This window comes from Bradyrhizobium sp. BTAi1 (assembly GCF_000015165.1).
In the GTDB taxonomy this organism is placed as follows: Bacteria; Pseudomonadota; Alphaproteobacteria; order Rhizobiales; family Xanthobacteraceae; genus Bradyrhizobium; species Bradyrhizobium denitrificans.
The window spans coordinates 997,004-1,020,674 of sequence record NC_009485.1; the positions used below are offsets into that span (position 1 = coordinate 997,004).

The following is a 23,671-nucleotide window of genomic DNA, read 5'->3' on the forward strand; positions in this document are numbered from 1 at the left end:
CGGCTATCTCGGATCATGCTTTAGAACCTGCTAATGCGTCGCTTTCAACCAGTTCTTTATGCTTAGTCATTTTCAGTCATATCTATTCAAGTTCGATCGGCTGGTACGTGCCGGTTTCGTCCAGCGTAGTGCCCCAGATCTTGTGTGACGCCTGGTGCTCTGCGCGTCCGAACGCGAGCGGCGTGCCGAGGCCGAGATCAAGGCTGCGCATCGATTCGAGCGTGTCGACCAGTCGTTCAGTGTCCAGCGGATTGGTCTGCTTCAACGCCTGGATCAGGATGGTCGCCGCGATATAGCCTTCCAGCGACGTGTAGTCGGGGGCTTCGCCCGCCGCGTATTTGGCCAGCGCATTCTTGTAGTCGAGCACGAGGCTCGAATAGCCTGAAACGGCCGGCACGCCCTGCGTCACGATGACGCCATTGGTGAAGCGCGGGCCGAGCAGCTTCAGCTCGGTTGCAAGCGACGTCGATCCAACCGCGGATACGTTGGCGTAGATGAGGCCAGGGATCGCATCGCGTGTCTTTTCGATGAACTTCGCGGCAGCGCGATCGGTCGCAACCATGATCACCGCCTTGATCTGCGGTTTGTAGGCCTTGATCTGGTTGACCGCCTCGTCGACGTCGACGCTCGCCCGTGGATAGGTGAAGCGCGCCACGGGGTCGGCGATGTTCAGCTGGCGATAGGCCTTCGCGACGCCGGCAAAGCCGTCGTCGCCGAACGGATCCTGCTGCTGGAACACCGCGATCTGTCGCGGCGGAATCCGCTTCATCTTCACCAGATAGCGCACCAAGGCGGCCGTCTCCTCGGCGTAGCTGGCGCGATAGTTGAAGACATAGCGGTCCGGCGGATCGCGCCGGACCACGGCCGCGCCGCTGTTCGGGGCGAAGTACAGCGCGCGCCGCTCCAGCGCGTACGGGATCGCCACCTGCGAGTTCGCCGTGCCGATATTGCCGATGAAGCCGAACACCTGCTCCTTCTCATAGAGCTGCGTCATCGCCGCCAGCGTTTTGTTCGGGTCATAGCCGTCATCGGCGGCGATGAGGCGAAGCTGCCGGCCGCCGACACCGCCGGCCTCGTTGGCGCGCGCAAAAGCGGTCTCGATGCCGAGCTTCATCTGCCGTCCGGTCTCCTTGCGGATGCCGGAGAACGGCATGACGATTCCCAGCCGGATTTCCCGATCGGTGACGCCGCGGACCGGCGATGCGATGACCGCGCCGGTGGTGGCCGTCGGTGCGTTGACTGGTAGGGAGCCTGCAGTCGTGGCCGGCCCGCTCTCGATCAATGACCGCTCCAGCTCGGCCAATTGTCGTTCGGCGGTGCTGCAGTTCGCCGCCGACGGGCCGCCGCGGCTGCGGCCCTCGGCGATGTAGCCGTTGAAGGCGCGTGTCAGCTGATCGCGTTCGCCGTCATTGCTGGAAGCCTGGCGGATGGCTTCGCGGAATTTTTCGACGATGGTCTGGACGCGGCCCTCCGCGATGTCCGGACAGGTCGAGGCCCGCCCGACAATCGGTCCCACCCGGCCGGCTAGATCCCGTACAACGTCGGGGGCGGCCGCAAAGGCGTAGCTGAGGGGAGCCCCGAACAGGCTCCCGATGATCAACGCGGACCAACGAACGGTCATCGAACTATCTATCCACTTGCACTTATGAGCTGCTGCTAACCCTCATCACCTGCTATTCCGTGGCATTTCGAATTAATGTCGGGTTTCTCTGTCGCGCTTTTGTCGTCGTTGCTGGTGCGGACCTCTTTCCAGCGGTATCCTAGTCAAGTTCGATCGGCTGATAGGCGCCGGTCTCGTCCAGGGCCGTGCCCCAGATCTTGTGCGAGGCCTGGTGTTCGGCGCGGCCGAAGCTGAGCTGAGTGCCGAGCCCGAGATCGATGTTGCGCATGGTCTCGAGCGTGTCGACGAGCTGCTCGGTGTCGAAGCTTGGGCCGGCGCGCTTCAATCCCTCGATCAGGATGTTCGCCGCGATGTAGCCTTCGAGCGAGGTGTAGTCGGCGGCCTCGCCGGGGGCGTATTTCGCAAGTGCGTTCTTGTAGTCCAGGACGAGGCTCGAATAGCCGCCGACGCTTGGCACGGTCTGGGAGACGATCACGCCGTCGGTGTAGCGCGGACCGAGCAGCATCAGCTCGCTCGCGAGCGCGGAGCCGCCGACAGCGGAAATGTTGGCGAAGATCGCGCCCGGAAACACGCCGCGGGCCTTCTCGATGAACTTGGCCGCGGCCCGCGTCGTCGCCAGCATGACCACGGCCTTGACCGGGGTCTTCAGCAGCCTCAGCTGATTGATGGCGTCGTCGACGTCCACGGTGTTGCGCGGATAGTTGACCCGCACGATCGCATTGTCGCTGGCGCCGAGGGTGCGGAACGCCTTGGCCACGCCGGAGAAGCCGGCATCGCCGAACGCATCGTTCTGCGCGAACACCACGATCTGGCGCGGATTGAGCTTGCGAATTTTCACCAGGTAATGGACCAGCGCGTCCGTCTCCTCGGCGTAGCTCGGCCTGTAGTTGAAGACATAGCGGTCGGGCGGATCGTGGCGCACCACATTGGCGCCGGTGTAGGGCGCGAAGAACAGCACGCGCCGCTCCAGCGCGAAGGGAATCGCGACGGCGGCAGTGGCGGTGCCGAAATTGCCGATGAAGCCGAACACCTGCTCGCGGTCGTAGAGCTGCCTCATCGCGTCGAGCGTGCGCGATGGATCGTAGCCATCATCCGCGGTCACAAGCTTCAGCATACGGCCGTTGATGCCGCCGGCCTCGTTGACGCGGTTGAACGCCGTCTCGACGCCGAGCTTGAGCTGACGGCCGCTCTCCTTCACCGGGCCGCTGGTGGGGATGACCATGCCGAGCTTGATCTCGCTCTGACTGACGCCGCGCACATTGCCTGCGGGCGGCAGCAGTTGCGCCGGCGTGGTCGCGGCCTGCGCGCTTGCCGGTCCGATCGTCACGACGGGCAGGTTGGATCGCGCCTGCGCTGGCGCCGCAATCGACTGTTCGAGGTCGCCAAGCTGGCGGTCCGCGCCGCGGCAGTCGAGGCGGCCGCTGGTGACCAGGCCGCGGCCTTCGGCGACGTACTGATCGAGCAGGCGCGTCAGCTCGTCGCGATCGGCTTCGCTCGCCGCCGCTTCGCGGATGACAGTCTGGAATTTCTCGATGATCGACTGAATGCGCGGTCGCGCAATGTCGCGGCAGGCGAGCGCCGCGCCGATGACGGGGCCGACGCGGGTGCCGAGCTGGCGGACCAGCGCGACATTGTCGCCGGGCGCGGCAAAGGCGCTGCTCGCCATGAAGGTGGCGAGTGCAGCGACGGCCATGCGGGCATGAGCCAGCAGACGGCGTGCTCCCGCTTTCTGCGGTCGGACGTCGATCATAATCGCCTTGTCAGATATGTTTGAGTTCGGATCAGTTCAGTGAGCGCTGTTAGCGCGCCCGCTCCATCTGGCCCGCCTTCTGGTTCCACTGCATGAACTGCTGCAGCATCGGCTTTTCGGGAGTGTCCGAGTCGGCCGTCGGTGCCGGAGCGTCCGCGGCGAGCAGGGACTTGAACTGCGTCAGGGCCGGGGCCTGGGCTTCGGTGCGCTCCGGCAGAGAGCTGGTCTGGTCGGCCTTGGCATCCTGCGCATCGGCGGCGACCGGCGGCAGCGACTTCATCGACTGCACGGCGGCAACGAACGACGAGCTGGCATCGGATGGCTGGCGCCACACCGGCACGATATTGACGAAGAACAGCGCGACGACAGCGGCGACGCCGGTGGCGGCGGCGAAGCGCCCGGCGATCTTGAACACGACCGAGCGGCGGTCGCGTTCACGCTCGATCTCTGGCGGCTCGCGCATCACCTGCGGATTCAGCGACTGGCGGAGGGATTCGAACACGGCAGTCTCCAGGCGAGCATCGAGGGGTCCTTGCTGTCCCGAAGCGGGACGCTCGGCCGCCTCCACTGCCTTGGCGTTGTCGCCGACGAGAGATAGACGCGCAGCTTCCGGGCGTTCACGCAGCCAACGCGGCGCGTAGTGCAGCGGGTCCTGCGGGTTCATCGGATTCTGTTCACTCAACGAACTCATACGCTACTCCTCTGACGCTCGATTCCGGTAAACTGATACGCTTCTGCCACGGTCGTATGAGAGCGAGTTCAAACGAAGAGCGGGAGCGTCCAGGCCACTTCAGTCCACAAGGAATCCCTGTTCAGAATCAGACGCTTCGCGTCGATCATCGATCGCACGCATGGTGTCCTTTCCTGCAAGGCGCCCTGGCACGTTGATCGTGCCTTCAGCACCTCTATCGATCCCATGCCCCGCCCCCTGACGAGTGTCAATTGATCGGACCCGCCTGCAGCCGCAGGATCGGAATTATATGTACGTTAAAGTTATCATCATGATGTGATTAAATTGAGGCATGATTAGTCTTGACGCAACCGCTCCATGATTCACGCCCTATTCGCGCCCAGATTGCGCCTTGATTCGATCATCATCGAACTATGTCAGGCAGCGCGCCGTCGATTTTTGAGCAGCTTAGCGTCGATTTAACCATCCGTTAACCATCTGGCGCCGACAGTTAACCAATCACTAAGAAGGGTTGGGTCGGATGGTCATGAGTGCCAGCGCTGAAACGGTACGTCCTTTAATTCGTCTGCGCGGGCGCTCCTATGTCGCCTTCGTGTTCTCGCCGGTGGTCCCGATCGCCGACTGGCTCGCTGAACTCGACGCGACGCTTGCGGGGTCGCCGGGCTTCTTCATCGGCAAGCCGATCGTGCTCGATCTCTCCGCCGTGGATCTGAGCCCGCTCGCCATCACGCATCTCATCAAGAGCATCGAATCGCGCAACATCCGTGTGCTCGGCCTCGAAGGCGTCGAGCAGGGCCGGCTCTCGCTCGGCATGCCGCCGCTGCTGTCGGGCGGCCGTCACTGCGCGGTGCAGGAAATCGAGCCGGAGAAGCCGTCGCTGCAGCAGCCGACCTCGCTGTTGCTCGATCAACCCGTGCGCTCCGGCCAGTCGATCGTGTTTCCCGACGGCGACGTCACCGTGCTCGGCGCGGTGTCGTCCGGCGCCGAGATCGTCGCCGGCGGCTCCATCCACGTCTACGGCGCGCTGCGCGGCCGCGCGATGGCCGGCATCAACGGCAATGCCGCCGCGCGGATCTACTGCCAGAAGATCGAGGCCGAGCTGGTCGCGATCGATGGCTACTACCAGACCGCAGAGCAGATCGATGCCGCATTACGCGGCCGCGCCGCGCAGGCGCGGCTCGAAGGTCATTCCATGAAGATCGTAGCTTTGAACTGAGTAACGGGAGGTTTGAGAGATGGCGAAAGTACTTGTTGTGACGTCCGGCAAAGGTGGCGTCGGCAAGACCACCACGACGGCAGCCATGGGCGCGGCGCTGGCGCAGGCCGGCGAGAAGGTGGTCGTGGTCGATTTCGACGTCGGCCTGCGCAATCTCGATCTCGTCATGGGCGCGGAGCGGCGCGTCGTGTTCGATCTCATCAACGTCGTGCACGGCGTCGCCAAGCTGCCGCAGGCCCTGATCCGCGACAAGCGGCTGGAAAATCTCTGGCTGCTGCCGGCCTCGCAGACCAAGGACAAGGATGCGCTGACCGAGGAGGGCGTCGGTCGCGTGATCGCCGAATTGCGCAAGAGCTTCGACTGGGTGATCTGCGACAGCCCCGCCGGCATCGAGCGTGGCGCCATGCTGGCGATGCGCTATGCCGACGAGGCGATCATCGTCACCAATCCCGAAGTTTCGTCGGTGCGCGATTCCGACCGCATCATCGGCATGCTGGATTCCAAGACGGTGCGCGCCGAAACCGGCGAGCGCGTCGAGAAGCACATCCTGATCACGCGCTATGATGCGGGACGCGCCGCGCGTGGCGAGATGCTGTCGATCGATGACGTGCTGGAGATCCTGGCGACGCCGTTGCTCGGCATCGTGCCGGAGAGCCAGGACGTGCTGCGCGCCTCCAATGTCGGCTGCCCGGTCACGCTCAACAGCCCGGCCAGCGCGCCGGCGCGCGCCTATCACGACGCGATGCGCCGCCTGCTCGGCGAGGCCGTCGAGATGCAGATCCCGAGCGAGCGCAAGGGCCTGATGAATCTGCTGCTGGGACGGAGGGCTGCATGAGCGTGCTGCGGCTCTTTACGGGGCGTGCAGCCTCTGCGCCTGTCGCGCGCGAGCGGCTGCAGATCCTGCTCGCGCATGAGCGCAGCCTGCGCGGCCAGCCCGATCTGCTGATGCAGCTGCGCGAGGAAATCCTCGCGGTGGTTTCGCGCCATGTGCTACTCGATCCGGACAAGGTCATCGTCCGCATGGACCGGGGGAAGCATGTCTCGACGCTCGAGGTCGACATCGAACTGCCCAATGGCGCCGATCGCGCCTTTGCCAGCGCTGGCTGACGCATGGGACAGCGCGTGCTGATGCGGCCGATCTTCCGCATCGCGGACAATCGCGTGACGGTCAGTCCCGATGCCGCGGGTCCCTGGGATCCGACCATGCAGCACGGGTCGGCGCCGTCGGCGCTGGCGGTGTGGGCGGCGGAACGCATCCCGACGAAGTCGCCGATGCGCATCGCCCGCGTCACCATCGACTTGATGCGGCCGGTGCCGCTCGCCGAGCTCACGGTCGAGACCGAGGTGCTGCGCGAGGGCCGCAAGATCCAGCTCTGCGCCGTCCGCCTGCGCGCCGGCGACACGGTCGTGGTCACGGCGACCGTGCTGAAGATCAGGCAGGACGCGGTGCCGCTGCCGGATGACGTCCGCGAGCTGCCGGTTGATCTGCCCGGTCCTGACGCGGCCACGCCGGAGCCCGCCGATTTCTCCACCAGCCCGTTCGTGCGCGGCATGACGCTCCGGGCCGCGCGTGGCCGTTTCGGCGTCAAGGGGCCGGGCGCGATCTGGTATCGCGTCGACTGGCCGCTGGTCGAAGGTCACGCCGTCTCGCAGGCGATGCGCGCCGTGGTCGCCAGCGACTTCTGCAACGGCACGTCAGCCGCGCTCGACTTCCACAGCTACACGTTCCTCAATGCCGACCTGACCGTCAACATGGCCCGCGAGCCGGTCGGCGAGTGGATCCTGCTCGATGCCGAAAGCTGGATCGGCCCGGACGGCGCCGGGCTGGCGATGGCGCGGCTGGGCGACGCCAAGGGCTATTTCGGGCGCGTGGTGCAGAGCCTGGTGATCGAGAAGCGGTGAGGACGTCGTCGCCATGGCCGGGCTTGTCCCGGCCATCCACGTCGTTCGGCACCCTCGGAAAGACGTGAATGCCCGGGACAAGCCCGGGCATGAAGAGTAACTCCTTGGCAGGCGTTCGTGTCGCGACTGTCCCATTTCGTCAAATGCGATCACCTTGCCGCAAGCGGGGAGAGGCGAAGGACGCCGCCTACGCCGCCCGCACCGTGTTCAAGAATCGTCCCACTTCCAGCTTCAGCCGGTTGCTGTCCTGCGACAGCGACTGCGCGGCCGACAGCACCTGCGAGGAGGCCGAGCCGGTCTCGCTGGCGCCGCGCTGCACGTCGGTGATGTTGGACGACACCTCATGCGTGCCCTGCGCGGCCTGCTGGATGTTGCGCGAGATTTCCTGCGTCGCGGCACCCTGTTCTTCGACCGCCGCAGCGATGGTGGACGAGATCTCGGACAGCCGCTCGATCGTGCCGCTGATCTCCTTGATCGCGCCGACGGACTCCTGCGTCGCACTCTGGATGCCCGCGATCTGCTGGCCGATCTCGCCAGTTGCCCGCGCGGTCTGCTCCGCCAGGGCCTTGACCTCGGAGGCGACCACCGCGAAGCCGCGCCCGGCCTCGCCGGCCCGCGCAGCCTCGATGGTGGCGTTCAGCGCCAGCAGATTGGTCTGACCGGCGATGGTGTTGATCAGTTCGACGACGTCGCCGATGCGCGCGGCCGCCTTCGACAGCTCGCTGACCCGATCATTGGTCTTGCGGGCCTGATCGACGGCCTCGTTGGCCATGCGTGCGGACTCCTGCACCTGCCGGCTGATCTCGGTCACCGACGAGCTCAGCTCCTCCGTCGCCGATGCCACCGACTGCACGTTGGCGGTCGCCTGCTCCGAGGCCGCGGCCACAGTCGTGGTGCGCTGCTGCGTGCGCTCGGCGGTCGATGTCAGCGTCGAGGCCGACGCTTCCAGTTCGGTCGAGGCAGAGGAGACGGTCTCGATGATCTGTCCGATCGCGCCTTCGAAGCTGTTGGCGAGATCGTGCATGTCGCGCTTGCGCCGCTCGGCCGCCAGCCTCTCGGCCTCGGCCTGCTCGGCGCGCAGCCGCTCGGTCTCGACGGCGTTGTCCTTGAAGACGAGCACGGTGCTCGCCATCTTACCGATCTCGTCCTTGCGCTCGACGCCGGGAATGGGAGCCGACATGTCGCCGCCAGCAAGCTTGCGCATCGCCTCCGTCATCGCCGTGATCGGGCGCGCCACGCCGGACACGATCATGGTGCCCATGGCGATGCAGAGCATGGCGGCCAGCGCGATCGTCGCCAGGATCCACATGCGCGAGGAGACGTAAACGGCCGCGCCCCGGTCCGCTTCAGCCTTGCCCTGGGCGACGTTCCACGCCAGGTCCTTTTCGAGGGCGCTGCGCAGGTGCGTGAAGTCGTCTCGCAGCTTGCCCATATAGAGCGTCGTTGCGGCCTCGGTCTGGTTCTTGCGCGCCATGTCGACCAATTGCCTGCTGCTCTCGAGATAGGAGTTCCACGGTCCCTTGAACCCCGCCACGAGGGCCTTCTCTTCTGCGCTCGTCACCGTCGGCTCATACAGGCGCCAGGTCTGCTCGAACAACTGCAGGCTTTCATTGAGCAACCGCTCCTGCCGATCCTTGACCGCCGGCGATGCAAGCAGCAGCGCGCCCTCGCGCGCGCGATATTGCTCCACCGCCTTGGAGATCGTTCCGAGCCAGCCGGTCGCCGGCAGCCAATTGTCGCGGACCTCGGCGGCCGAACCGTTGACGGTCGACAGACGATCGATCGAGAAGCCGCCGAGGCCCATGGCCGTGAGCAGCACAATGCCGAACGCCAACAGGACCTTGTTGCGAATGGAGAGGTTGGAAAAGGACGGCATCTGCGACTCCAGCTTGATAGTCCGGGAGGATTCGTTCGGGGAGGGCCCGGGGGACGGCACGCGCGGCTGGCGTGAGGGATGCTCGTCGTTGAGGCATCATGTGGGGCTTGCTGTGATTAGTGGTCGAAGAGTTAAACTTTGCCCTAAAGTTAGGCAGGCAATCGCGACCGTAGAACTACGGCGTGGAACCGAAGCTGCTACAAGGTGGAGGCGACCGAAGATGAGATCGAAGGGATCATCGAAGGCCGAACCAGGCAACGCATCTGCCGCCGAATTGATCGACGCGCGCATCGCCGAGCTCGCGGACTGGCGCGGCGCAACGCTGGCGCGGGTGCGCAAGCTGATCAAGCAGGCCGTCCCGGAGATCATCGAGGAGTGGAAGTGGCGCGGCGTTCCCGTGTGGTCGCACGCCGGCATCATCTGCACCGGCGAGAGCTATAAGACTTATATCAAGCTGACCTTCGCCAAGGGCGCGTCGCTGCCCGACCCCGCGGGATTGTTCAACGCCAGCCTCGAGGGCAACACCCGGCGTGCGATCGACATCCACGAGACCGATGAGCTCGACGCCGCCGCGTTCAAGTCGCTGATCCGCGCCGCGGTGGCGCTGAACATGGCGAAGCGGAAGAGGTAGGCGCGTCGACCTGATCGATGCAGTCATGGTGGGCCATCAGCAACCCCGTCATTGCGAGCGCAGCGCGCTGCGCTCGCAATGACGTGCGTGCACCCTCGCATCCCGCCAACGTGGCGCAACCGACACGATTGGTAGCTCCTTCCATGGCGAAGCGTTACGGCGGCTCTGAGACGACAGTGTGAGTTGCAAGCCACCGCCTTCTCCGCGTCTTTGCGAGCGCAGCGAAGCAATCCGGGGCCAAGCCCGACGTCTTTCCGGAGAGCCTTGGATCGCGTCGTCGCTTTGCGCCTCGCGATGACGGCAGAGTAAAGCTGACGGCGAGCCTTTCAAACGGTCGATTGCGCACCGACGCCACGGGTTGGCTCCTCGTAGTTGATTTGTGCAGGAAAACAAGGTACAGAGCGCTACCCCAATCTCAACGCAGGAGGCGACGATGTCCAGACTCTCTCGCTTCCCGGGCTCGCCGCGCGATCATTGACGCAGGCACCGGGATGATTGTCCCGGTTACGATTTGACACTTTCGTATCGCATCGAAATGCCCGCGGCCCTCGTGGTCTGCGCTTGAACCGTCGTGTCATGACATCTCATCTGTTGCTGACTCCCCGCCGGGAGCCGGTGCGTTCCGACCTGCGTGAACGCCGGCTGCGGCGCTATTCGTCTCGTTTTCAATTCCGCGTCGTCGCGCTGGCGCAGAGCCATCCGCATCTCGCCGACCTCGCGCTGAGCTTCCCGGCGCTGCTGTTCGCGCTGGCGGTGCCGCGCACGCAGTTCGATCCGAAGCCGGCGATTGCTTGCGTGATCGCGGGACGTCCGCTCGCCGAGGCGGCCGCTGCGGCCGGCCTGCCACTCTGGCTGCGCAAGCTGCCGCCGGAAGCGTTCGTCTGTCCGATCGATCCGCTGCCCGATGGCGAGCTGTTCCGGCGGCAGATCGGCAACCATCTGCCGCGCTCGCCGAAGCTGATGCCGGGATGGTTGCAACTCGTCGCCGGGATGGCGGCGCTGGCGCATGAGCCGGCGGCAGTGTGGATGGCCCGTGAGCATCTTCGTGCGCCGCAGGCCGCGACGCTCGCGCGCATCAATTTGCTCGGCCTCTGGATCTGGTTTTGCAGCCAGCCGACCACGACGGGCCACGGCTTTGTCGAACGGCCATGGTCCCCTGATATGAGACTCGGTGCGGCCGTCGCGGCCGCCCGCGCCTGGCTGGAGTTCGCGGTGCTGCACCTGAATCTCGGTCAGCGGCCGATCCGCGACATGTGGCTCCATCCCGGCCGTGTTGGCGACTATGAGTTTCGGCCGATCAACGGCGTCTCCGATATCAATGAGGAGGGGACCGTCATGCGCAACTGTGTCCGGCTCTATGGCGAGGACATTGCCCTCAACCGGTCGCGGCTGTGGAGCGTCCGGCGCGGCGGCGAACGCGTCGCGACGCTGGAGGTCGCCATCCGTTATGGCGATCCGCTGTTGAACATCGTCCAGCTCGAGGCGCCGGGCAACACGGCCGTCTCGCGCGAGCTGTGGTGGGTGGCGCGGCGTTGGCTGCACCTGCACGATCTGCCGCGAATCGAGACCAGCGAGCTCCGCCGGAAGCAGGCGCCGCTCGACGCCGCCACGTGGCGCGGCTTGTGGCGGCCCTATTGGCTCGCCAAGCGCCGCATTCCCAAATGGCTGCCGCTGGCACCGTCCCGGTTTGCACTGGAGGCGTTGTGAGATGGCGGGGGCCGTGTGACGTCGCGCTTTGCTCTACAGATCGAGTTCATATTGAGGTGTCAGCGATGCCCCAGAACACCTGTCAGTCATGTCCCCGGGCTGAACGCAAGCGAAGCAATCCAGGGCGACATGCTGGGCTCTGGATTGCTTCGGCGCAAGGGCGCCTCGTAATGACGAGGAGGCGAGAGCGTCACCCCACCATCCGCCCGCGTCCTTCCCAATAGCGTGCGCGCAGCACCTTCTTGTCGACCTTGCCGACGCCGGTCACCGGCAGCTCGGCCACGAACTCGATGCGCTTCGGCGCATGGGCCGAGCCCTTGCGCGCCTTCACCAGCTCGATCAGCTCGGTCGCGTTCGGCTGCGTGCCGGCGCGCGGCACCACGATCGCGGTGACGGCCTCGCCCCATTTGTCGTCGGGCACGCCGACCACGGCGCACATCGCGACATCGCTGTGCTGGGTGAGCACATCCTCGATCTCACGCGGAAAGATGTTGAAGCCGCCGGAGACGATCATGTCCTTCTTGCGATCGAGGATGTACATGTAGCCGCGCTCGTCGCGGCGGGCGATGTCGCCGGTGTGCAGCCAGCCGTTTTTCAAGGTCTCGGCGGTGATGTCCGGCCGCTTCCAATATTCCGCCATGACATGCGGCGCGCGCACGCAGATTTCGCCGGCCTCGCCTTGCGCGACCTCCTGATCATCGTCGTTCAGAATCTTGACATCGCAGGCGGCGATCGGGAAGCCGCAGGACAGGAACAGCTCCGGCTGCTTCGGATCATGATCGGCCTTGCGCAGCACCGAGACCGGATAGCATTCGGTCTGGCCGTAGAGCTGCGAGAACACCGGGCCGATGCGCTCGATGCCCTCGACGAGCCGCGTCGGCGACATCGCCGAGGCGCCGTAGAGCACGAGGTCGAGCGAGGAGAGATCGGTCCGGCTCAGCGCCGGATGGTCGAGCAGCACGTAGATCATGGTCGGCACGAACAAAGTGAAGTTGATGCGCTCGCGTTCGATCGTCTTCAACACCGCCTCCGGGTCGAACCCCTTCAGCATGTGCACGGTGCCGCCGCGCATCAGCGTCGGCAGCACCTTGGTGCCCGCGACATGGCTGATCGGCGCCACCGCCAGATAGCTGGCGCGTTCCGGTATCTCGAAATCGGCCAGGATTGCAGTGGCGAAGCCGCCATATTCGCGGTGATGGCGCAGCGCGCCTTTGGACTTGCCGGTGGTGCCGCCGGTGTAGTTCAGCGTCGCGACATCCGTGGGTGTGGCGAAGTTGCGCGCGCTGGCCTGGCCCGCGGCCTCGATCGCCGACAGCAGGTCGGCGCCATAGCCTGCCGGTCCGAGCGTGAAGACGTGGCGGAGGCCGTCGGCGCGCGAGGCGAGTTCGCCGCCGCGGTCGCGGAAGGCTGCGGCGTCGACCACCAGGACCTGCGATTCGGAATCGGCGAGCTGGAACAGCTGATCGTCCAACGACCCCAGCGGGTGCAGCCAGGTGATCGCGAGCCGCGACAGCTGCGCCGCGATGCCGGCGCACCATGTGTCGGCGCGGTTGGCGGTGAGGAACGCGACGCATGTTCCCGGCCGCAGGCCGAGCCGCATGAACACGCTTTGCATGCGCCCGATCAGGTCGATCGCCCCCTGATAGGACAGCGAGCCGCCGGGCCAGCTGAAGGCAATGCGCGACGGATGGCGCGACAATGTGAGCAGCGTCTGCTCGCAAACGACCGGAAACGAATGAAGCTGATGGTGCATGGCCTGTCCTCCCGTGATGCCGCGATCCTTGTTGCGTCGCATGGCTTGTTGCTGACGCTAGCAGAAAGAAGCGCGTTCTCAAGCTGCGCCTGGTTCTGCTCGGAACATCGCCGCGCGCGCCGCGTTGCCCGGCCGAACAACAAGGAGCCAAGGCCATGCGCACCTCGACAGCTTTTTTCGCAGGGGCCGGAACGGTCGCCATCGCCGTCGCAGCGGGCCTCGGGGGAGGGCTCGTGATCGCCGAGGGAATGAATCCGAAGGCGCCGGCGCTGGAATCGACCAGGCTCGAACGCGCCGCGCCCGCGGCGCCATCGCCAAGCCCGACCGCGACCTCCTATCTCGCTGCGACGCAAGCGGCGGCGACGGCGCCGATCAAGGTGACGCCGGCGCAGGCGGAGCCCGTGCCGGAGCCGTCCGCAGCGCCGGCGTCCGCGCCTGCTGTCACCGCCCAGGACGCCGCGACCGAGAATGCACCGGCCCAGGCGCAGGAGAAGACGGCTGAGAAGGCGCCGGACCCGGATCTCAAGGCGCGCGAGGCTGAGCGCAAGCGCGCTGCGGAGCAGCGCCGCGCCGAGCGGCACCGCCAGGTCGCGGAGCGCCGTCGCCAGCGCCGCGAGCAGGATCTGCGCGCCGTCGAACAGGCGGTGCGCGAGAATTCGATGCCGCGCGCTTATGCTGCGCAACCCGTCGACATGGACGCCCCGCGCTTCCGCCTGTTCGGCGACGATTGATCCTGCACGCCGGCGTCGCTATGCCCTGAGCCAAGCAAAGACGACCAGGGAGACACGCCGTGCAACAGAGTCCCATCGCCGAGCTGCGCGCGCGGCTGCGCCTGCCGCTGATTGCCGCACCGATGTTCCTCGTGTCCGGCGTGGCGCTGGTGAGTGCGGCTTGCGTCCATGGCGTGATCGGCGCGTTCCCGACCGTGAACTGCCGCACGCCTGAGGAGCTCGACGGCTGGCTGCGCGAGATCGAGAGCCGGACCTCACGCAGCTCAGATGCCAGTGGCGTCGCGGCGGCGCCGGTCTGCCCGAACCTGATCGTGCATCGGTCCAACATGCGGCTGCAGGACGATCTGGCGGTGCTGCTGCGGCACCGTCCGGAGCTCGTGATCACCTCGGTCGGCTCGCCGGCGCCGGTGATCGCGCCGTTGCACGATGCCGGCGCGCTGGTGTTGGCCGATGTCGCCTCGCTCCGGCACGCGGAACGCGCCGTCGAAGCGGGCGCCGATGGTCTCGTGCTGCTGACGGCCGGCGCCGGTGGCCAGACCGGCTGGCTCAATCCGTTTGCCTTCGTGCGCGCCGTCCGGCGCTTCTTCGCGGGTCCCATCGTGCTCGCCGGCGGCATCAGCGACGGCGTGGCGCTGCGTGCAGCCGAGATGCTCGGCTGCGATCTCGCTTACATGGGCACCAAGTTCATCGCCACGCATGAGAGCATGGCGGACGCGCGCTACAAAGCGATGTTGGTCGAGAGCTCGGCCGATGACGTGCTGCTGACCTCCGCCGTCACCGGCCTGCCGACCAGCATGCTTCGTCCTTCGCTGCTCGCCGCCGGGCTCGACCCGGACAATCTGCCGGCGCGTGGCGCGATCGAGATCGGCAACGACATCGATATCGACGCGCGCGCGGCGCGGCCAAAGCGCTGGCGCGACGTCTGGAGCGCGGGCCATTCGACCTCGGGTGTCACCGATATTCTGTCAGTTGCGGCGCTGATCGATCGCACGACTGATGAGTATCGTGGTGGCAAACAGGTATTTTGATAGGGAAAATGCGCTCTTTGTCTTTAAGCAGGCATTAACCATCCGGTCCGACAATCGCCCAAGGTCGAACGTGGCGAATGTGCGATGGGCATCGAGATGGGGCAGGGCAAAGAGCGTGCGACGCTCGAGGAGATCAGGATCCGCGTCGGACATGCGCTGCAGCGACATCCGCTGTGCCGCAACGTCCAGTTCGACATCATGAGCGTGCCGCGGACGGCGCGCGGCGGGAACTGGACCATCAGTCTGCATTCCGTCGAACCGGCCGCCTTGTGGGAGGCCTCCGACATCATCGCCGACATCCAGGCTGCCTACGATTTGCATGCGCAGGAGCTGTATTCGGCGGCCTGAAAAAATATCCGCCATGTTCACAGGGCTGAGTGGTGGTCGATCTGTTTCTGTGGCATGGTAAAGCCTTAATTAACTCCCAGTTTTCGGCAAAGTGCGGCGTTTCCGCCGGGATACGGAGATTTGCGTGACGAAGTCGATCGCTTTTGTCGCTTTGCTGGGTGTGCTGGTCGCAACTGCGGCCATGGCAAGTATCCTGATGCGCGACAGCGTTCCATCGGCCGGTGCGATGATGCCGGTCGTCATCGCCAAGAGCCCGGTGTCCAACCGCGAAGCCAAGGCGGACCGTCTCGCCGTGGTCAAGCTCGCGGTGGCCGAGGAACCGCAGCCGAGTGCGCCGAAGGCGGATGTGCTGCGGCAGGCCTTTGCCTATGCGCCGGCTGAAGCCGAGATGCCGAAGACCTCTGCTGCTGCGGCCGTCGCCGAGCCGGCGGCGCCGAAAGCCAAGATCGTTGCCAAGCCCGCTGAGCCCGCGCCCGCCGCGCTGAAGCCCGAGGTGCAGAAGGCCTATTCGCTGCTGTCGGATACCCAGATCGCCGGCATCAAGGAACGGCTGCGGCTGTCGGCGAGCCAAGAATATTACTGGCCGGCGGTGGAGACCGCGCTGCGCGCGGTCGCGCGCAAGATCCACACCGCGCGCCAGGGCGCCGCCAAGCCGGGTGCCGTGGCGATCGATCCTGATTCCGACGAGGTTCAGCAGCTGAAATCGGCGGCGATGCCGCTGCTGTGGCAGCTGCGCGACGACCAGAAGGACGAAGTGCGGCGTCTCGCGCGCACCATCGGCCTCGACAAGGTCGCCGCCGCGATCTGATCGGAGCGCGTTTCGATCATCCTCGGGCCGCGCGTTTGCACGTGACCGGCTCGAATCAGTTCTGAAATGAATGAGGCCGCGCAATGCGCGGCCTTTGTTTTTGGAAACGGCGTTGTTCCTGGGAACTGGCGTTCTCGATCAGCGCGCCGGGGGATTGGCCTCGGGATGGCCGCCGCTTTCGGGGCCGGCGCCGGTCGGCGACGAAGCGGGCGACGTCCGTAGATCGGGACCCGGCCGGGCCGGCTGAGTCATCGTCGGCGCCTGCGGCGGGGTGATCGCGGCGCCGGCGCCCACTGTGGTGCCGCGGTCGGTGTTGGTCGGGGCGGTCGGCACCGGCGTCGGCTTGTCGCCACCGGCAAAGCGCGTGGCGCCGCCGCTCTGGTAGCCTGCCACCAGCAGGCCGGCCACGACGACAGCGAGCACGAACAGGCCGCCGAGCTCCGGCAACGCGCCGGAGGGCGCGATCCCGCGGCCGCGGCCGTCGCCCTCGAGCGCGACCGCCGCAATCTCGCGGTTGTGACGTGAGCGCAAAAACGCCAGGAATGCGCCGGCCGCGACAACGATCGCGGCGGCCAGGGTGAAGAAGGTCAACCAAGTAATGGGCTGATCGGACGGCATGTCGAACATCCTTTGCGTGAGGGCCGCGCGACGTGCAGTCGCGTCAGGCTTGCATGACAATCTCTGTTCGAAGCAATCGCCAGCGCAGCCGAAGGTTTCCCGGCGCCGCCAAAATTCGTCGTCAGCGTCCTTCGCCGGCGGCCCATAGCGCGTCCAGCCCGGCCCGATAGGTCGGGTAGGTGAACACCAGGCCGAGCTCCTGCTTGGCGCGGATGTTCCGGATGCGCCGATTGCTGGCGTAGAAGCTCCGCGCCATCGGCGACAATTCGGCGCTGTCGAACGCGAGCTCCGGCGGCGGCGCGACACCCATCAGTTTTGCGGCGTAGGCGATGACGTCCTGCGGCGGCGCCGGCTCGTCGTCGACGATGTTCCAGGCACCGCCTTTCCCGCACCGGACCGCTGCCATGACCGCGGCCGCCGCGTCATCGACATGGATGCGGTTGAACACCTGGCCCGGCTTGACGATGCGGCGAGCGCGGCCGGCGCGCAGCTCGACCAGCGCGTTGCGGCCAGGGCCGTAGATGCCGCCGAGCCGGAGCACCGTGAGCCGGTCACCGATCCGCGCCTGCCACTCCTGCTCCACGCGCACCCGCGCCTGCACCCGGTCATGCTCGGGCGCCAGCGGCGTCGCCTCGTCGATCCAGGCGCCCTGATGGTCGCCATAGACGCCGACGGTGGAGAGATAGATCACCCGGCGCGCGCGGCCCGTGGTGATCGCGTCGCCAAAGGCCGTGAGCGCCGGATCGTCGCCGGAGCCCGGCGGCACCGAGATCAGCACGATGTCGGCCTGCGCCGCCTTGGCCAGGGTCGCATCCGCCGGCCGCGTGCCGTCGAACAGGTGAATGTCGTCAGCCGCGAGCAGCGCGCGCTTCTCGGCGCTGCGCACGGTGCCGGTGATGCGCGAGAAGCCGCTGCCGTGCAGATCGACGACGCGTTGGGCGGTGTAGCCGAAGCCGATGACGAACAGGTTCATGCGTCTTGATCGCGTGGTGGAAGCGCCCGGATTGGCGAGCTCCGAATTACCCGGCCAGGGTCGGTCGGCGCAAATCAAATGACGCGAGCCCGCCAGGCCGCGCCTTCTGCAGGCGTGGCGGTGCTGACCTGCCGCCCTTGTTATGGCTCCCGTCATGGTCCATGTCGTATGATCGGGCGACAGGAGATGGACTGCCACGATGAATTTCCATTCGATCTACCGGCATGGCTTCGCCCGCGTCGCCGCTTGCGTCACCGCCAGCAGCGTCGCCAACCCCGCCGCCAATGCCGCCGCGATTCTGGCTGCGGCGCGCGCCTGCCATGACCAGGGCGCCGCGGTCGCGGTCTTCCCCGAGCTCTGCCTGTCCGGCTATGCCATCGACGATCTGGTCAAGCAGGACCCGCTGCTCGATGCCGTCCAGCGCGGCCTGCTCACTCTGGTCGAAGCCTCGCACGATTTGACCCCGGTCTTGATCGTCGGCGCGCCGCTGCGCTTTTCTCATCGCGTCTACAATTGCGCGGTGGTGATTCATCGCGGCGAGGTGCTCGGCGTTGTCCCGAAGATCTATCTTCCGACCTATCGCGAATTCTACGAAGGCCGGCACTTCGCCTCCGGCGCCGGCATCCGCGGCGAGATGATCGAGGTCGCCGAGACCATGGCGCCGTTCGGCACCGACCTGTTGTTCGCCGCTGCCGATGTCGCCGGCCTCGTGATCGGCGTCGAGGTCTGCGAGGACATGTGGATCCCGGTGACGCCGGCCTCCGAGCTCGCGCTCGCCGGTGCCACCGTGCTCGCCAATCTCTCCGGCAGTCCGATCACCGTCGGTCGCGCCGAGTCGCGCTCGCTGTTGTGCCGCTCGACCTCGGCGCGCTGTCTCGCCGCCTACATCTACGCGGCCGCCGGCGTCGGCGAATCCACCACCGATCTCGCCTGGGACGGCCAGACATCCATCTTCGAAAACGGGGTGCTGCTGGCCGAGAGCGAGCGCTTCCGCCAGACCGGCCAGACCATCTTCGCCGATGTCGATCTCGATCTGCTGCGCCAGGAGCGCGCGCTGATGGGCACGTTCGACGACAATGCGCGCGCGCAGACGCGCGGCGAGCATTATCGCCGCATCGGCTTCGAGCTGCAGCCGACAAAGGACGACATCGGCTTCATGCGCAGCATCGAGCGCTTCCCGTTCGTGCCGAGCGATGCCGCGCGGCTCGATCAGGACTGCTACGAGGCCTACAACATCCAGGTCGCCGGCCTGACGCAGCGGCTGCGCGCCACCGGCACCAAGCGCATCGTGATCGGCGTCTCCGGCGGCCTCGATTCGACGCATGCGCTGATCGTTGCCGCCAAGGCGATGGATCTGCTCGGCCTGCCCAGAACCAACATCCTCGCTTATACGATGCCGGGCTTTGCCACCGGCGCTCAGAGCAAGAGCTACGCGCATGCGCTGATGAAGGCGCTCGAGGTCAGCGCCGCCGAACTCGATATCCGCCCCGCCGCGACGCAGATGCTGAAGGACATCGGTCATCCGTTCGGGCGCGGCGAGGCCGTTTACGACGTCACCTTCGAGAATGTGCAGGCGGGCCTGCGCACCGATTATCTGTTCCGGCTCGCCAATGATCGCGGCGGCCTCGTGCTCGGCACCGGCGATCTGTCCGAGCTCGCGCTGGGCTGGTGCACCTATGGCGTCGGCGATCAGATGTCGCACTACAACGTCAATGCCGGGGTGCCGAAGACCCTGATCCAGCATCTGATCCGCTGGGTGATCGCCTCGCATCAGTTCTCGGCCGATGTCGACCGCACGCTCGAGGCGGTGCTGGCAGCGGAGATCTCGCCGGAGCTGGTGCCGGTGAAGGAGGGCGAGACGCCGCAGAGCACGCAGGCCGCGATCGGCCCCTATGAGCTGCAGGATTTCAACCTGTTCTACACGCTGCGCTACGGCATGCGGCCGTCGAAGATCGCGTTCATGGCGCATCACGCCTGGAAGGATGTCGGCGACGGCGCCTGGCCGCCCGGCTTTCCGGCCGACAAGCGTCATGCCTACGCGCTCGGCGAGATCCGCAAATGGCTGGAAGTGTTCCTCAAGCGCTTTTTCGCCTTCAGCCAGTTCAAGCGGTCGGCGATGCCGAATGGCCCGAAGGTCGTGGCCGGTGGCTCGCTGTCGCCGCGCGGCGACTGGCGCGCGCCGTCCGACGGCAACGCCACGGCGTGGCTGGAGGATCTGGAGAGCGTGCCGAAGTGATTGGAGTCGCGCGGACGTCGCCCGCGGCTCGCTCGCTCTTCACCTCGCCCTGCCGCGAGCGGGGCGAGGGAGCGTATCGACGTCGTAGCGAGGGCCTGAGGCACATTTGGAGCGTTGGCCCATTGATCCTGAAGCTCTGGAGATAGGCCGAGCATGCTCAGCCAGGCGCCATCTTGCCCTGCTGTGCAGCTTGCCATATCGGGTGAAGACCCCGCGTTCTGCTTTCGCCACCCTTTTCCGAACGGAGCCAACCATGAGTGTCACCGCCGCCGGCATTTCTTCGATGGCGACCAGGCAGATCCTCGCCGAGCTCGCGGCCGCCTATGAGGAGGCGACCGGCGACATGATCACGATCGAATCCGTCGGCGGCGTCGATGCCGCCAAGCGCATTCGCGCCAGCGAGGCGTTCGACTTCGCGGTGCTCGCCTCGGACGCGCTGCAGAAGCTCGAGGCCGACGGCCATCTCGTGCCCGGCAGCATCATCGAGATCGCGGAATCGCCGATGGCGATGGCGGTGCGCGCAGGTCAGCCGAAGCCGGATCCGCTCGACGAAGCCGCGGTGCGCAAGGCCATGGAGGGCGCCAAGGCGATCGGCATCTCCACCGGGCCCAGCGGCACCCATGTGCAGAAGCTCGCCCGCGATTGGGGTCTGGAGAGCGAGGGTGCCTCGCGCCTGGTGCAGGCCAAGCCGGGCATTCCCGTCGCCAAGCTGTTGGCGGATGGCGAGGTCGATGTCGGCTTTCAGCAGCTCAGCGAGATGCTGGGCGCCCCCGGCATCGAGATCGTCGGCCTGCTGCCGGAATCGCTGCAGCCGGGCACAGTGTTTGCCGCGGCGCTCTGCAAGGCGGCGGTGCATCCCGACGCGGCGCGGGCCTTCATCGAATATCTGGTGTCCGAGGAGACGGCCGAGACCAAGCGCCAGCACGGGATGACCCCGGTGTGAGGCGAGCGAAGCCGGCTTGGCACACTGACGAAGCCGATGCGTCGTTGTCAGGCGCGCATTGCCGTCGGCTCCAGGCAATCGAGAGGTAATCGAGCCGCTGGTGATCTCGTTAGGACGAGCGGCGCTGGCCGCCAGGCTCATGCTCGGCGGCGTCGCGGGCCAGCCGCTCGGACCGGAGCCGCTCGCGATTGTCTTGGAAGGCCTTTTGCTGGGCGGCGTATTCCGTGGGTTTCGGTTCGACAGGCTTGAACACCTTGTTGGCTTCGAGCACGGCCTTGGTTGTTGGTTTGCGTTTGAGCATCTGATCGTCCTGTGTGTGGTTTGGATGCGGTAGACCCACCTGATCGTGGGCGGTGATCACCGGAATTGTGTCGCATCGGACGGCATCGCGTGGGCAAGCCAACCCGGCCGTTCGCGCCTGATACCGTCAGGACTCGTACAGTCCGAGCCTCATACAGTCCGAGCCTCACGTGGTACAAAGCCTATTACAGTCCGACGGGGGCTGATCTGAGGCACCACGCCTCTCAGAGTGATGCGTTCATTGACTGCGGCCTGCTGCCAAACTGCGGCAGCGAAACCGAAGCCGTCGTGAAGCCGGCGTCCACGAAGCCGAGGTCCACGAAACTGCGGTCCGTGAAACCCGCCATGGAACTCCGCATGCCGATTTCGGTCAGAAGCACGTCTGCACATTCGGCAGCACGTCGATCGCCTGATCTGCACCCCGAACCGACCTGACCTCGTGTCCCGCGTCCTGAAGCTGGCGCTCAGTATCCATGAGAATGAGCGGCTCGTCTACTGCTCTCGGTTCGCTGCCGCGCGGTCTCCTGCGCGCCAGGACGGCGTCGGATCTGCTGGGGCCGGATCAAGTGTCTGATTTGCAAGTATCCTAGGCTCCAGACGTTCCCGGTCCGCTCGAATGTTTCCCCGCGCAGTTTCCGACATCATCATTACCGGCCGGGCGGCGGGCGCAACTCGGCGACAGGTGCTGACCACCGTGTTGCGTCCCTATGAAAGTGGGATGCGCGGCCCGGACGTTCATCTCGGGGACCACGCGATCAGCAGCATGGCGCTGATCTTTCATGAGCTGGCCACCAATGCCAGCAAGTACGGCGCGCTGAGCGCCGAGTCGGGACGGGTCGAGCTCAGCTGGTCTCTCGACGGCGAGGACCTGAGCATCACCTGGAACGAGATCGGGGGCCCCGCCGTCTCGGAGCCTGCAAGCGAGGGCTTTGGCAGCTCCCTCGTTCGCTCGACAGTGAGCCGGCACAATGGGCACGTGACTTGGCGGTGGCTGCCGGACGGCATGATCGTTTCGATCGCCGTCGCGGCTGCGACTCTCCTGCAGTGATGCGTCAGACCTGGTGTTCGCCGACGATCCGAGCGGTCGCAGGTCGCGTTTGAACGATCGCCGCCGCAGCGCGTCGGGTCGCCATGCGGGCGAAAAAGTCCGGTCGCGCATGTCGTCCCGCTGCTGTCCTCTGCGTCTTCATTCCATGGAGTGACATGGAGCGACCGATGAGCGCATTGCATGATCGCTGGGTGATCGTGGCGGCTGGAGGCCTTCTGGGCTGTGTTGCAATCGGAGGCATGTTCTCGCTGCCGGTGTTCCTCAAGCCGATTGCCCTGGACACCGGGTGGTCGGTGGCCGGGCTGTCCAGCGCCATGACGATTGGCTTCCTGGCCATGGCGGTCACGAGCATCGGATGGGGAACCCTCTGCGACCGCGTTGGACCGCGTCCGGTGGTGCTGATCGGCTCGATCCTGTTGGCAGCCAGCCTCGCGCTCGCCAGCTTGGCATCGTCGCTGCTGATGTTCCAGCTGCTGTTCGGGCTGCTGGTTGGCGGCGCCACGGCGGCGATCTTCGCGCCTGTGATGGCGACCGTGACCGGCTGGTTCGACACCCATCGCAGCCTCGCCGTCTCGCTGGTCTCGGCCGGCATGGGCGTGGCGCCGATGACCATGTCGCCGCTCGCGGCCTGGCTGGTCTCGCATTGGGATTGGCGCACCTCCATGCAATGCATCGCCGCCGTCGTCGCAGCCATCATGATTCCCGTGTCGCTGCTGGTGCGCCGCCCGCCCGAGGTCGAGCGCGACACAGCCGCGGCGCCGCAGCACGGCCCAGGGCTCCCTGAGATGACGCGGCCCACCGCACTGCGATCGCCGCAATTCACCATCCTGCTCGCCACCAACTTCTTCTGCTGCGCGACGCATTCGGGCCCGATCATTCACACCGTGAGCTACGCGGTGAGCTGCGGAATCCCGCTGATGGCCGCGGTGACGATCTACAGCGTCGAGGGGCTGGCGGGGCTGTTCGGTCGGATCGCCTTCGGCCTGCTCGGCGATCGGTTCGGGGCCAAGCGCATTCTCGTCCTCGGCCTGCTGGCGCAAGCCTTCGGTGCGCTTGCCTACGTCTTTGCGCAGGATCTCGCGGCATTCTATGCGGTCGCGGCCGTATTCGGCTTCATCTATGCCGGCACGATGCCGCTCTATGCCGCGATCGCGCGGGAGAATTTTCCGCAGGCGATGATGGGCACGGTCATGGGCGGGATCGCGATGGCCGGTAGCCTGGGCATGGCGACCGGACCGCTGGCCGGCGGCCTGATCTATGACAGCTTCGCCAGCTACACATGGCTCTATGTCGGCTCCTGGCTGATGGGGCTCGGGGCGGTCCTGATCATGACGATGTTCAAGCCGTTTGCCAGGACGAGGCCGCAGGCGCCTCCGATGCCGGCGCGAGCGTCGGCATGAGACATGCGCAGCGCGTCTCGAACTCACAACAACGCTTGATCCGCCGGCTGGAACGCAAATGTCGCAGGCGGGTTGGGCGTGCGTGGAGTTC

23 protein-coding genes are annotated in these 23,671 nt (G+C 66.1%); 14 read left to right on the forward strand and 9 right to left on the reverse strand.

Annotated features, from left to right (window positions below; genetic code table 11):
* Window positions 1–82: 82 nt before the first annotated feature.
* The 3 genes from BBTA_RS04540 to BBTA_RS41215 form a co-directional block, all read right to left on the reverse strand.
* Window positions 83–1,621 carry an ABC transporter substrate-binding protein gene (locus BBTA_RS04540; RefSeq protein ID WP_012041266.1) on the reverse strand — a complete coding sequence of 513 codons (1,539 nt, stop codon included), beginning with the start codon at window positions 1,619–1,621 and terminating at the stop codon, window positions 83–85.
* A gap of 139 nt (window positions 1,622–1,760) precedes the next feature.
* A complete protein-coding gene (locus tag BBTA_RS04545) occupies window positions 1,761–3,371 on the reverse strand; it encodes an ABC transporter substrate-binding protein (RefSeq protein ID WP_041750325.1) in 1,611 nt (536 codons plus the stop codon).
* Window positions 3,372–3,420: 49 nt separating this feature from the next.
* Entirely contained in the window at window positions 3,421–4,062 is a 642-nt protein-coding gene (locus BBTA_RS41215; protein WP_012041268.1) for a hypothetical protein, read from the reverse strand.
* Window positions 4,063–4,588: 526 nt separating this feature from the next.
* Here BBTA_RS41215 and minC point away from each other — a divergent pair.
* From minC to BBTA_RS04570, 4 genes are read left to right on the forward strand one after another with little or no spacing between them, the layout of a single operon-like run.
* Complete coding sequence (gene minC, locus BBTA_RS04555) at window positions 4,589–5,278, forward strand: septum site-determining protein MinC (RefSeq protein ID WP_371260183.1); 690 nt, start codon at window positions 4,589–4,591, stop codon at window positions 5,276–5,278.
* Window positions 5,279–5,297: 19 nt separating this feature from the next.
* Entirely contained in the window at window positions 5,298–6,113 is an 816-nt protein-coding gene (gene minD, locus BBTA_RS04560; RefSeq protein WP_012041270.1) for a septum site-determining protein MinD, read from the forward strand.
* Window positions 6,110–6,385 carry a cell division topological specificity factor MinE gene (gene minE / locus BBTA_RS04565; protein ID WP_009029981.1) on the forward strand — a complete coding sequence of 92 codons (276 nt, stop codon included), beginning with the start codon at window positions 6,110–6,112 and terminating at the stop codon, window positions 6,383–6,385. Before minD ends, minE begins: the two co-directional genes overlap by 4 nt.
* Before the next feature lie 3 nt (window positions 6,386–6,388).
* The gene (locus tag BBTA_RS04570; RefSeq protein WP_012041271.1) at window positions 6,389–7,180 is read left to right on the forward strand and encodes a thioesterase family protein; all 792 of its coding nucleotides are present in this window, start codon (window positions 6,389–6,391) and stop codon (window positions 7,178–7,180) included.
* 187 nt (window positions 7,181–7,367) lie between these two features.
* On the opposite strand, the gene BBTA_RS04575 is transcribed toward BBTA_RS04570, so the two are convergent.
* Window positions 7,368–9,056, reverse strand: coding sequence for a methyl-accepting chemotaxis protein (locus BBTA_RS04575; protein WP_012041272.1), 1,689 nt, complete (start codon window positions 9,054–9,056; stop codon window positions 7,368–7,370).
* A 220-nt stretch (window positions 9,057–9,276) separates the two neighbouring features.
* Between BBTA_RS04575 and BBTA_RS04580 the strand changes: the two genes are divergently transcribed.
* Together BBTA_RS04580 and BBTA_RS04585 are read left to right on the forward strand one after the other, a co-directional pair.
* Complete coding sequence (locus tag BBTA_RS04580) at window positions 9,277–9,687, forward strand: DUF1801 domain-containing protein (RefSeq protein WP_041750326.1); 411 nt, start codon at window positions 9,277–9,279, stop codon at window positions 9,685–9,687.
* Between the two features lie 576 nt (window positions 9,688–10,263).
* Window positions 10,264–11,394 (forward strand): PcfJ domain-containing protein, encoded by a 1,131-nt coding sequence (locus BBTA_RS04585; RefSeq protein WP_049795468.1) that lies wholly within the window; start codon window positions 10,264–10,266, stop codon window positions 11,392–11,394.
* A 190-nt stretch (window positions 11,395–11,584) separates the two neighbouring features.
* Here the strand turns inward: BBTA_RS04585 and BBTA_RS04590 are convergent, their stop codons facing one another.
* A complete protein-coding gene (locus BBTA_RS04590) occupies window positions 11,585–13,147 on the reverse strand; it encodes an AMP-binding protein (protein WP_041751221.1) in 1,563 nt (520 codons plus the stop codon).
* A 155-nt stretch (window positions 13,148–13,302) separates the two neighbouring features.
* Here BBTA_RS04590 and BBTA_RS04595 point away from each other — a divergent pair, with 155 nt between their 5' ends.
* The 4 genes from BBTA_RS04595 to BBTA_RS04610 all read left to right on the forward strand — a co-directional run bounded on the left by BBTA_RS04595 (window position 13,303) and on the right by BBTA_RS04610 (window position 16,062).
* Entirely contained in the window at window positions 13,303–13,878 is a 576-nt protein-coding gene (locus BBTA_RS04595; protein WP_012041276.1) for a hypothetical protein, read from the forward strand.
* Window positions 13,879–13,937: 59 nt separating this feature from the next.
* Entirely contained in the window at window positions 13,938–14,906 is a 969-nt protein-coding gene (locus BBTA_RS04600) for a nitronate monooxygenase family protein (protein WP_012041277.1), read from the forward strand.
* Window positions 14,907–14,990: 84 nt separating this feature from the next.
* Window positions 14,991–15,254 carry a hypothetical protein gene (locus BBTA_RS04605; RefSeq protein WP_012041278.1) on the forward strand — a complete coding sequence of 88 codons (264 nt, stop codon included), beginning with the start codon at window positions 14,991–14,993 and terminating at the stop codon, window positions 15,252–15,254.
* Window positions 15,255–15,435: 181 nt separating this feature from the next.
* Window positions 15,436–16,062 carry a hypothetical protein gene (locus BBTA_RS04610; protein ID WP_012041279.1) on the forward strand — a complete coding sequence of 209 codons (627 nt, stop codon included), beginning with the start codon at window positions 15,436–15,438 and terminating at the stop codon, window positions 16,060–16,062.
* A 138-nt stretch (window positions 16,063–16,200) separates the two neighbouring features.
* Here BBTA_RS04610 and BBTA_RS04615 read toward each other — a convergent pair whose 3' ends face one another.
* Together BBTA_RS04615 and BBTA_RS04620 are read right to left on the reverse strand one after the other, a co-directional pair.
* Window positions 16,201–16,680: a hypothetical protein gene (locus BBTA_RS04615; RefSeq protein WP_012041280.1), complete on the reverse strand. Its 480-nt coding sequence runs from the start codon at window positions 16,678–16,680 to the stop codon at window positions 16,201–16,203.
* Between the two features lie 121 nt (window positions 16,681–16,801).
* A complete protein-coding gene (locus BBTA_RS04620) occupies window positions 16,802–17,653 on the reverse strand; it encodes an NAD-dependent epimerase/dehydratase family protein (RefSeq protein ID WP_012041281.1) in 852 nt (283 codons plus the stop codon).
* Window positions 17,654–17,852: 199 nt separating this feature from the next.
* Between BBTA_RS04620 and BBTA_RS04625 the strand changes: the two genes are divergently transcribed.
* Both BBTA_RS04625 and BBTA_RS04630 read left to right on the forward strand, forming a co-directional pair.
* The gene (locus BBTA_RS04625; RefSeq protein WP_012041282.1) at window positions 17,853–19,889 is read left to right on the forward strand and encodes an NAD(+) synthase; all 2,037 of its coding nucleotides are present in this window, start codon (window positions 17,853–17,855) and stop codon (window positions 19,887–19,889) included.
* 253 nt (window positions 19,890–20,142) lie between these two features.
* On the forward strand, window positions 20,143–20,832 hold the full coding sequence (locus tag BBTA_RS04630) for a substrate-binding domain-containing protein (protein WP_012041283.1): 690 nt from the start codon (window positions 20,143–20,145) through the stop codon (window positions 20,830–20,832).
* Between the two features lie 109 nt (window positions 20,833–20,941).
* Here BBTA_RS04630 and BBTA_RS04635 read toward each other — a convergent pair whose 3' ends face one another.
* Complete coding sequence (locus BBTA_RS04635; protein ID WP_041750327.1) at window positions 20,942–21,133, reverse strand: hypothetical protein; 192 nt, start codon at window positions 21,131–21,133, stop codon at window positions 20,942–20,944.
* Between the two features lie 223 nt (window positions 21,134–21,356).
* Entirely contained in the window at window positions 21,357–21,512 is a 156-nt protein-coding gene (locus BBTA_RS40630) for a hypothetical protein (RefSeq protein WP_168167862.1), read from the reverse strand.
* A 302-nt stretch (window positions 21,513–21,814) separates the two neighbouring features.
* On the opposite strand from BBTA_RS40630, the gene BBTA_RS04640 reads away from it, so the two are divergent.
* On the forward strand, window positions 21,815–22,180 hold the full coding sequence (locus BBTA_RS04640) for an ATP-binding protein (RefSeq protein ID WP_049795296.1): 366 nt from the start codon (window positions 21,815–21,817) through the stop codon (window positions 22,178–22,180).
* 167 nt (window positions 22,181–22,347) lie between these two features.
* A complete protein-coding gene (locus BBTA_RS04645) occupies window positions 22,348–23,580 on the forward strand; it encodes an MFS transporter (RefSeq protein ID WP_012041286.1) in 1,233 nt (410 codons plus the stop codon).
* The last annotated feature ends 91 nt before the right edge of the window (window positions 23,581–23,671 follow it).

Coding starts and splice junctions, on each gene's coding strand:
- BBTA_RS04540 (WP_012041266.1), bottom strand. CDS start 1,621: ATGACCGTTCGTTGGTCCGCGTTGATCATCGGGAGCCTGTTCGGGGCT.
- BBTA_RS04545 (WP_041750325.1), bottom strand. CDS start 3,371: ATGATCGACGTCCGACCGCAGAAAGCGGGAGCACGCCGTCTGCTGGCT.
- BBTA_RS41215 (WP_012041268.1), bottom strand. CDS start 4,062: ATGAGTTCGTTGAGTGAACAGAATCCGATGAACCCGCAGGACCCGCTG.
- minC (WP_371260183.1), top strand. CDS start 4,589: ATGAGTGCCAGCGCTGAAACGGTACGTCCTTTAATTCGTCTGCGCGGG.
- minD (WP_012041270.1), top strand. CDS start 5,298: ATGGCGAAAGTACTTGTTGTGACGTCCGGCAAAGGTGGCGTCGGCAAG.
- minE (WP_009029981.1), top strand. CDS start 6,110: ATGAGCGTGCTGCGGCTCTTTACGGGGCGTGCAGCCTCTGCGCCTGTC.
- BBTA_RS04570 (WP_012041271.1), top strand. CDS start 6,389: ATGGGACAGCGCGTGCTGATGCGGCCGATCTTCCGCATCGCGGACAAT.
- BBTA_RS04575 (WP_012041272.1), bottom strand. CDS start 9,056: ATGCCGTCCTTTTCCAACCTCTCCATTCGCAACAAGGTCCTGTTGGCG.
- BBTA_RS04580 (WP_041750326.1), top strand. CDS start 9,277: ATGAGATCGAAGGGATCATCGAAGGCCGAACCAGGCAACGCATCTGCC.
- BBTA_RS04585 (WP_049795468.1), top strand. CDS start 10,264: ATGACATCTCATCTGTTGCTGACTCCCCGCCGGGAGCCGGTGCGTTCC.
- BBTA_RS04590 (WP_041751221.1), bottom strand. CDS start 13,147: ATGCACCATCAGCTTCATTCGTTTCCGGTCGTTTGCGAGCAGACGCTG.
- BBTA_RS04595 (WP_012041276.1), top strand. CDS start 13,303: ATGCGCACCTCGACAGCTTTTTTCGCAGGGGCCGGAACGGTCGCCATC.
- BBTA_RS04605 (WP_012041278.1), top strand. CDS start 14,991: ATGGGCATCGAGATGGGGCAGGGCAAAGAGCGTGCGACGCTCGAGGAG.
- BBTA_RS04610 (WP_012041279.1), top strand. CDS start 15,436: ATGGCAAGTATCCTGATGCGCGACAGCGTTCCATCGGCCGGTGCGATG.
- BBTA_RS04615 (WP_012041280.1), bottom strand. CDS start 16,680: ATGCCGTCCGATCAGCCCATTACTTGGTTGACCTTCTTCACCCTGGCC.
- BBTA_RS04620 (WP_012041281.1), bottom strand. CDS start 17,653: ATGAACCTGTTCGTCATCGGCTTCGGCTACACCGCCCAACGCGTCGTC.
- BBTA_RS04625 (WP_012041282.1), top strand. CDS start 17,853: ATGAATTTCCATTCGATCTACCGGCATGGCTTCGCCCGCGTCGCCGCT.
- BBTA_RS04630 (WP_012041283.1), top strand. CDS start 20,143: ATGAGTGTCACCGCCGCCGGCATTTCTTCGATGGCGACCAGGCAGATC.
- BBTA_RS04635 (WP_041750327.1), bottom strand. CDS start 21,133: ATGCTCAAACGCAAACCAACAACCAAGGCCGTGCTCGAAGCCAACAAG.
- BBTA_RS04645 (WP_012041286.1), top strand. CDS start 22,348: ATGAGCGCATTGCATGATCGCTGGGTGATCGTGGCGGCTGGAGGCCTT.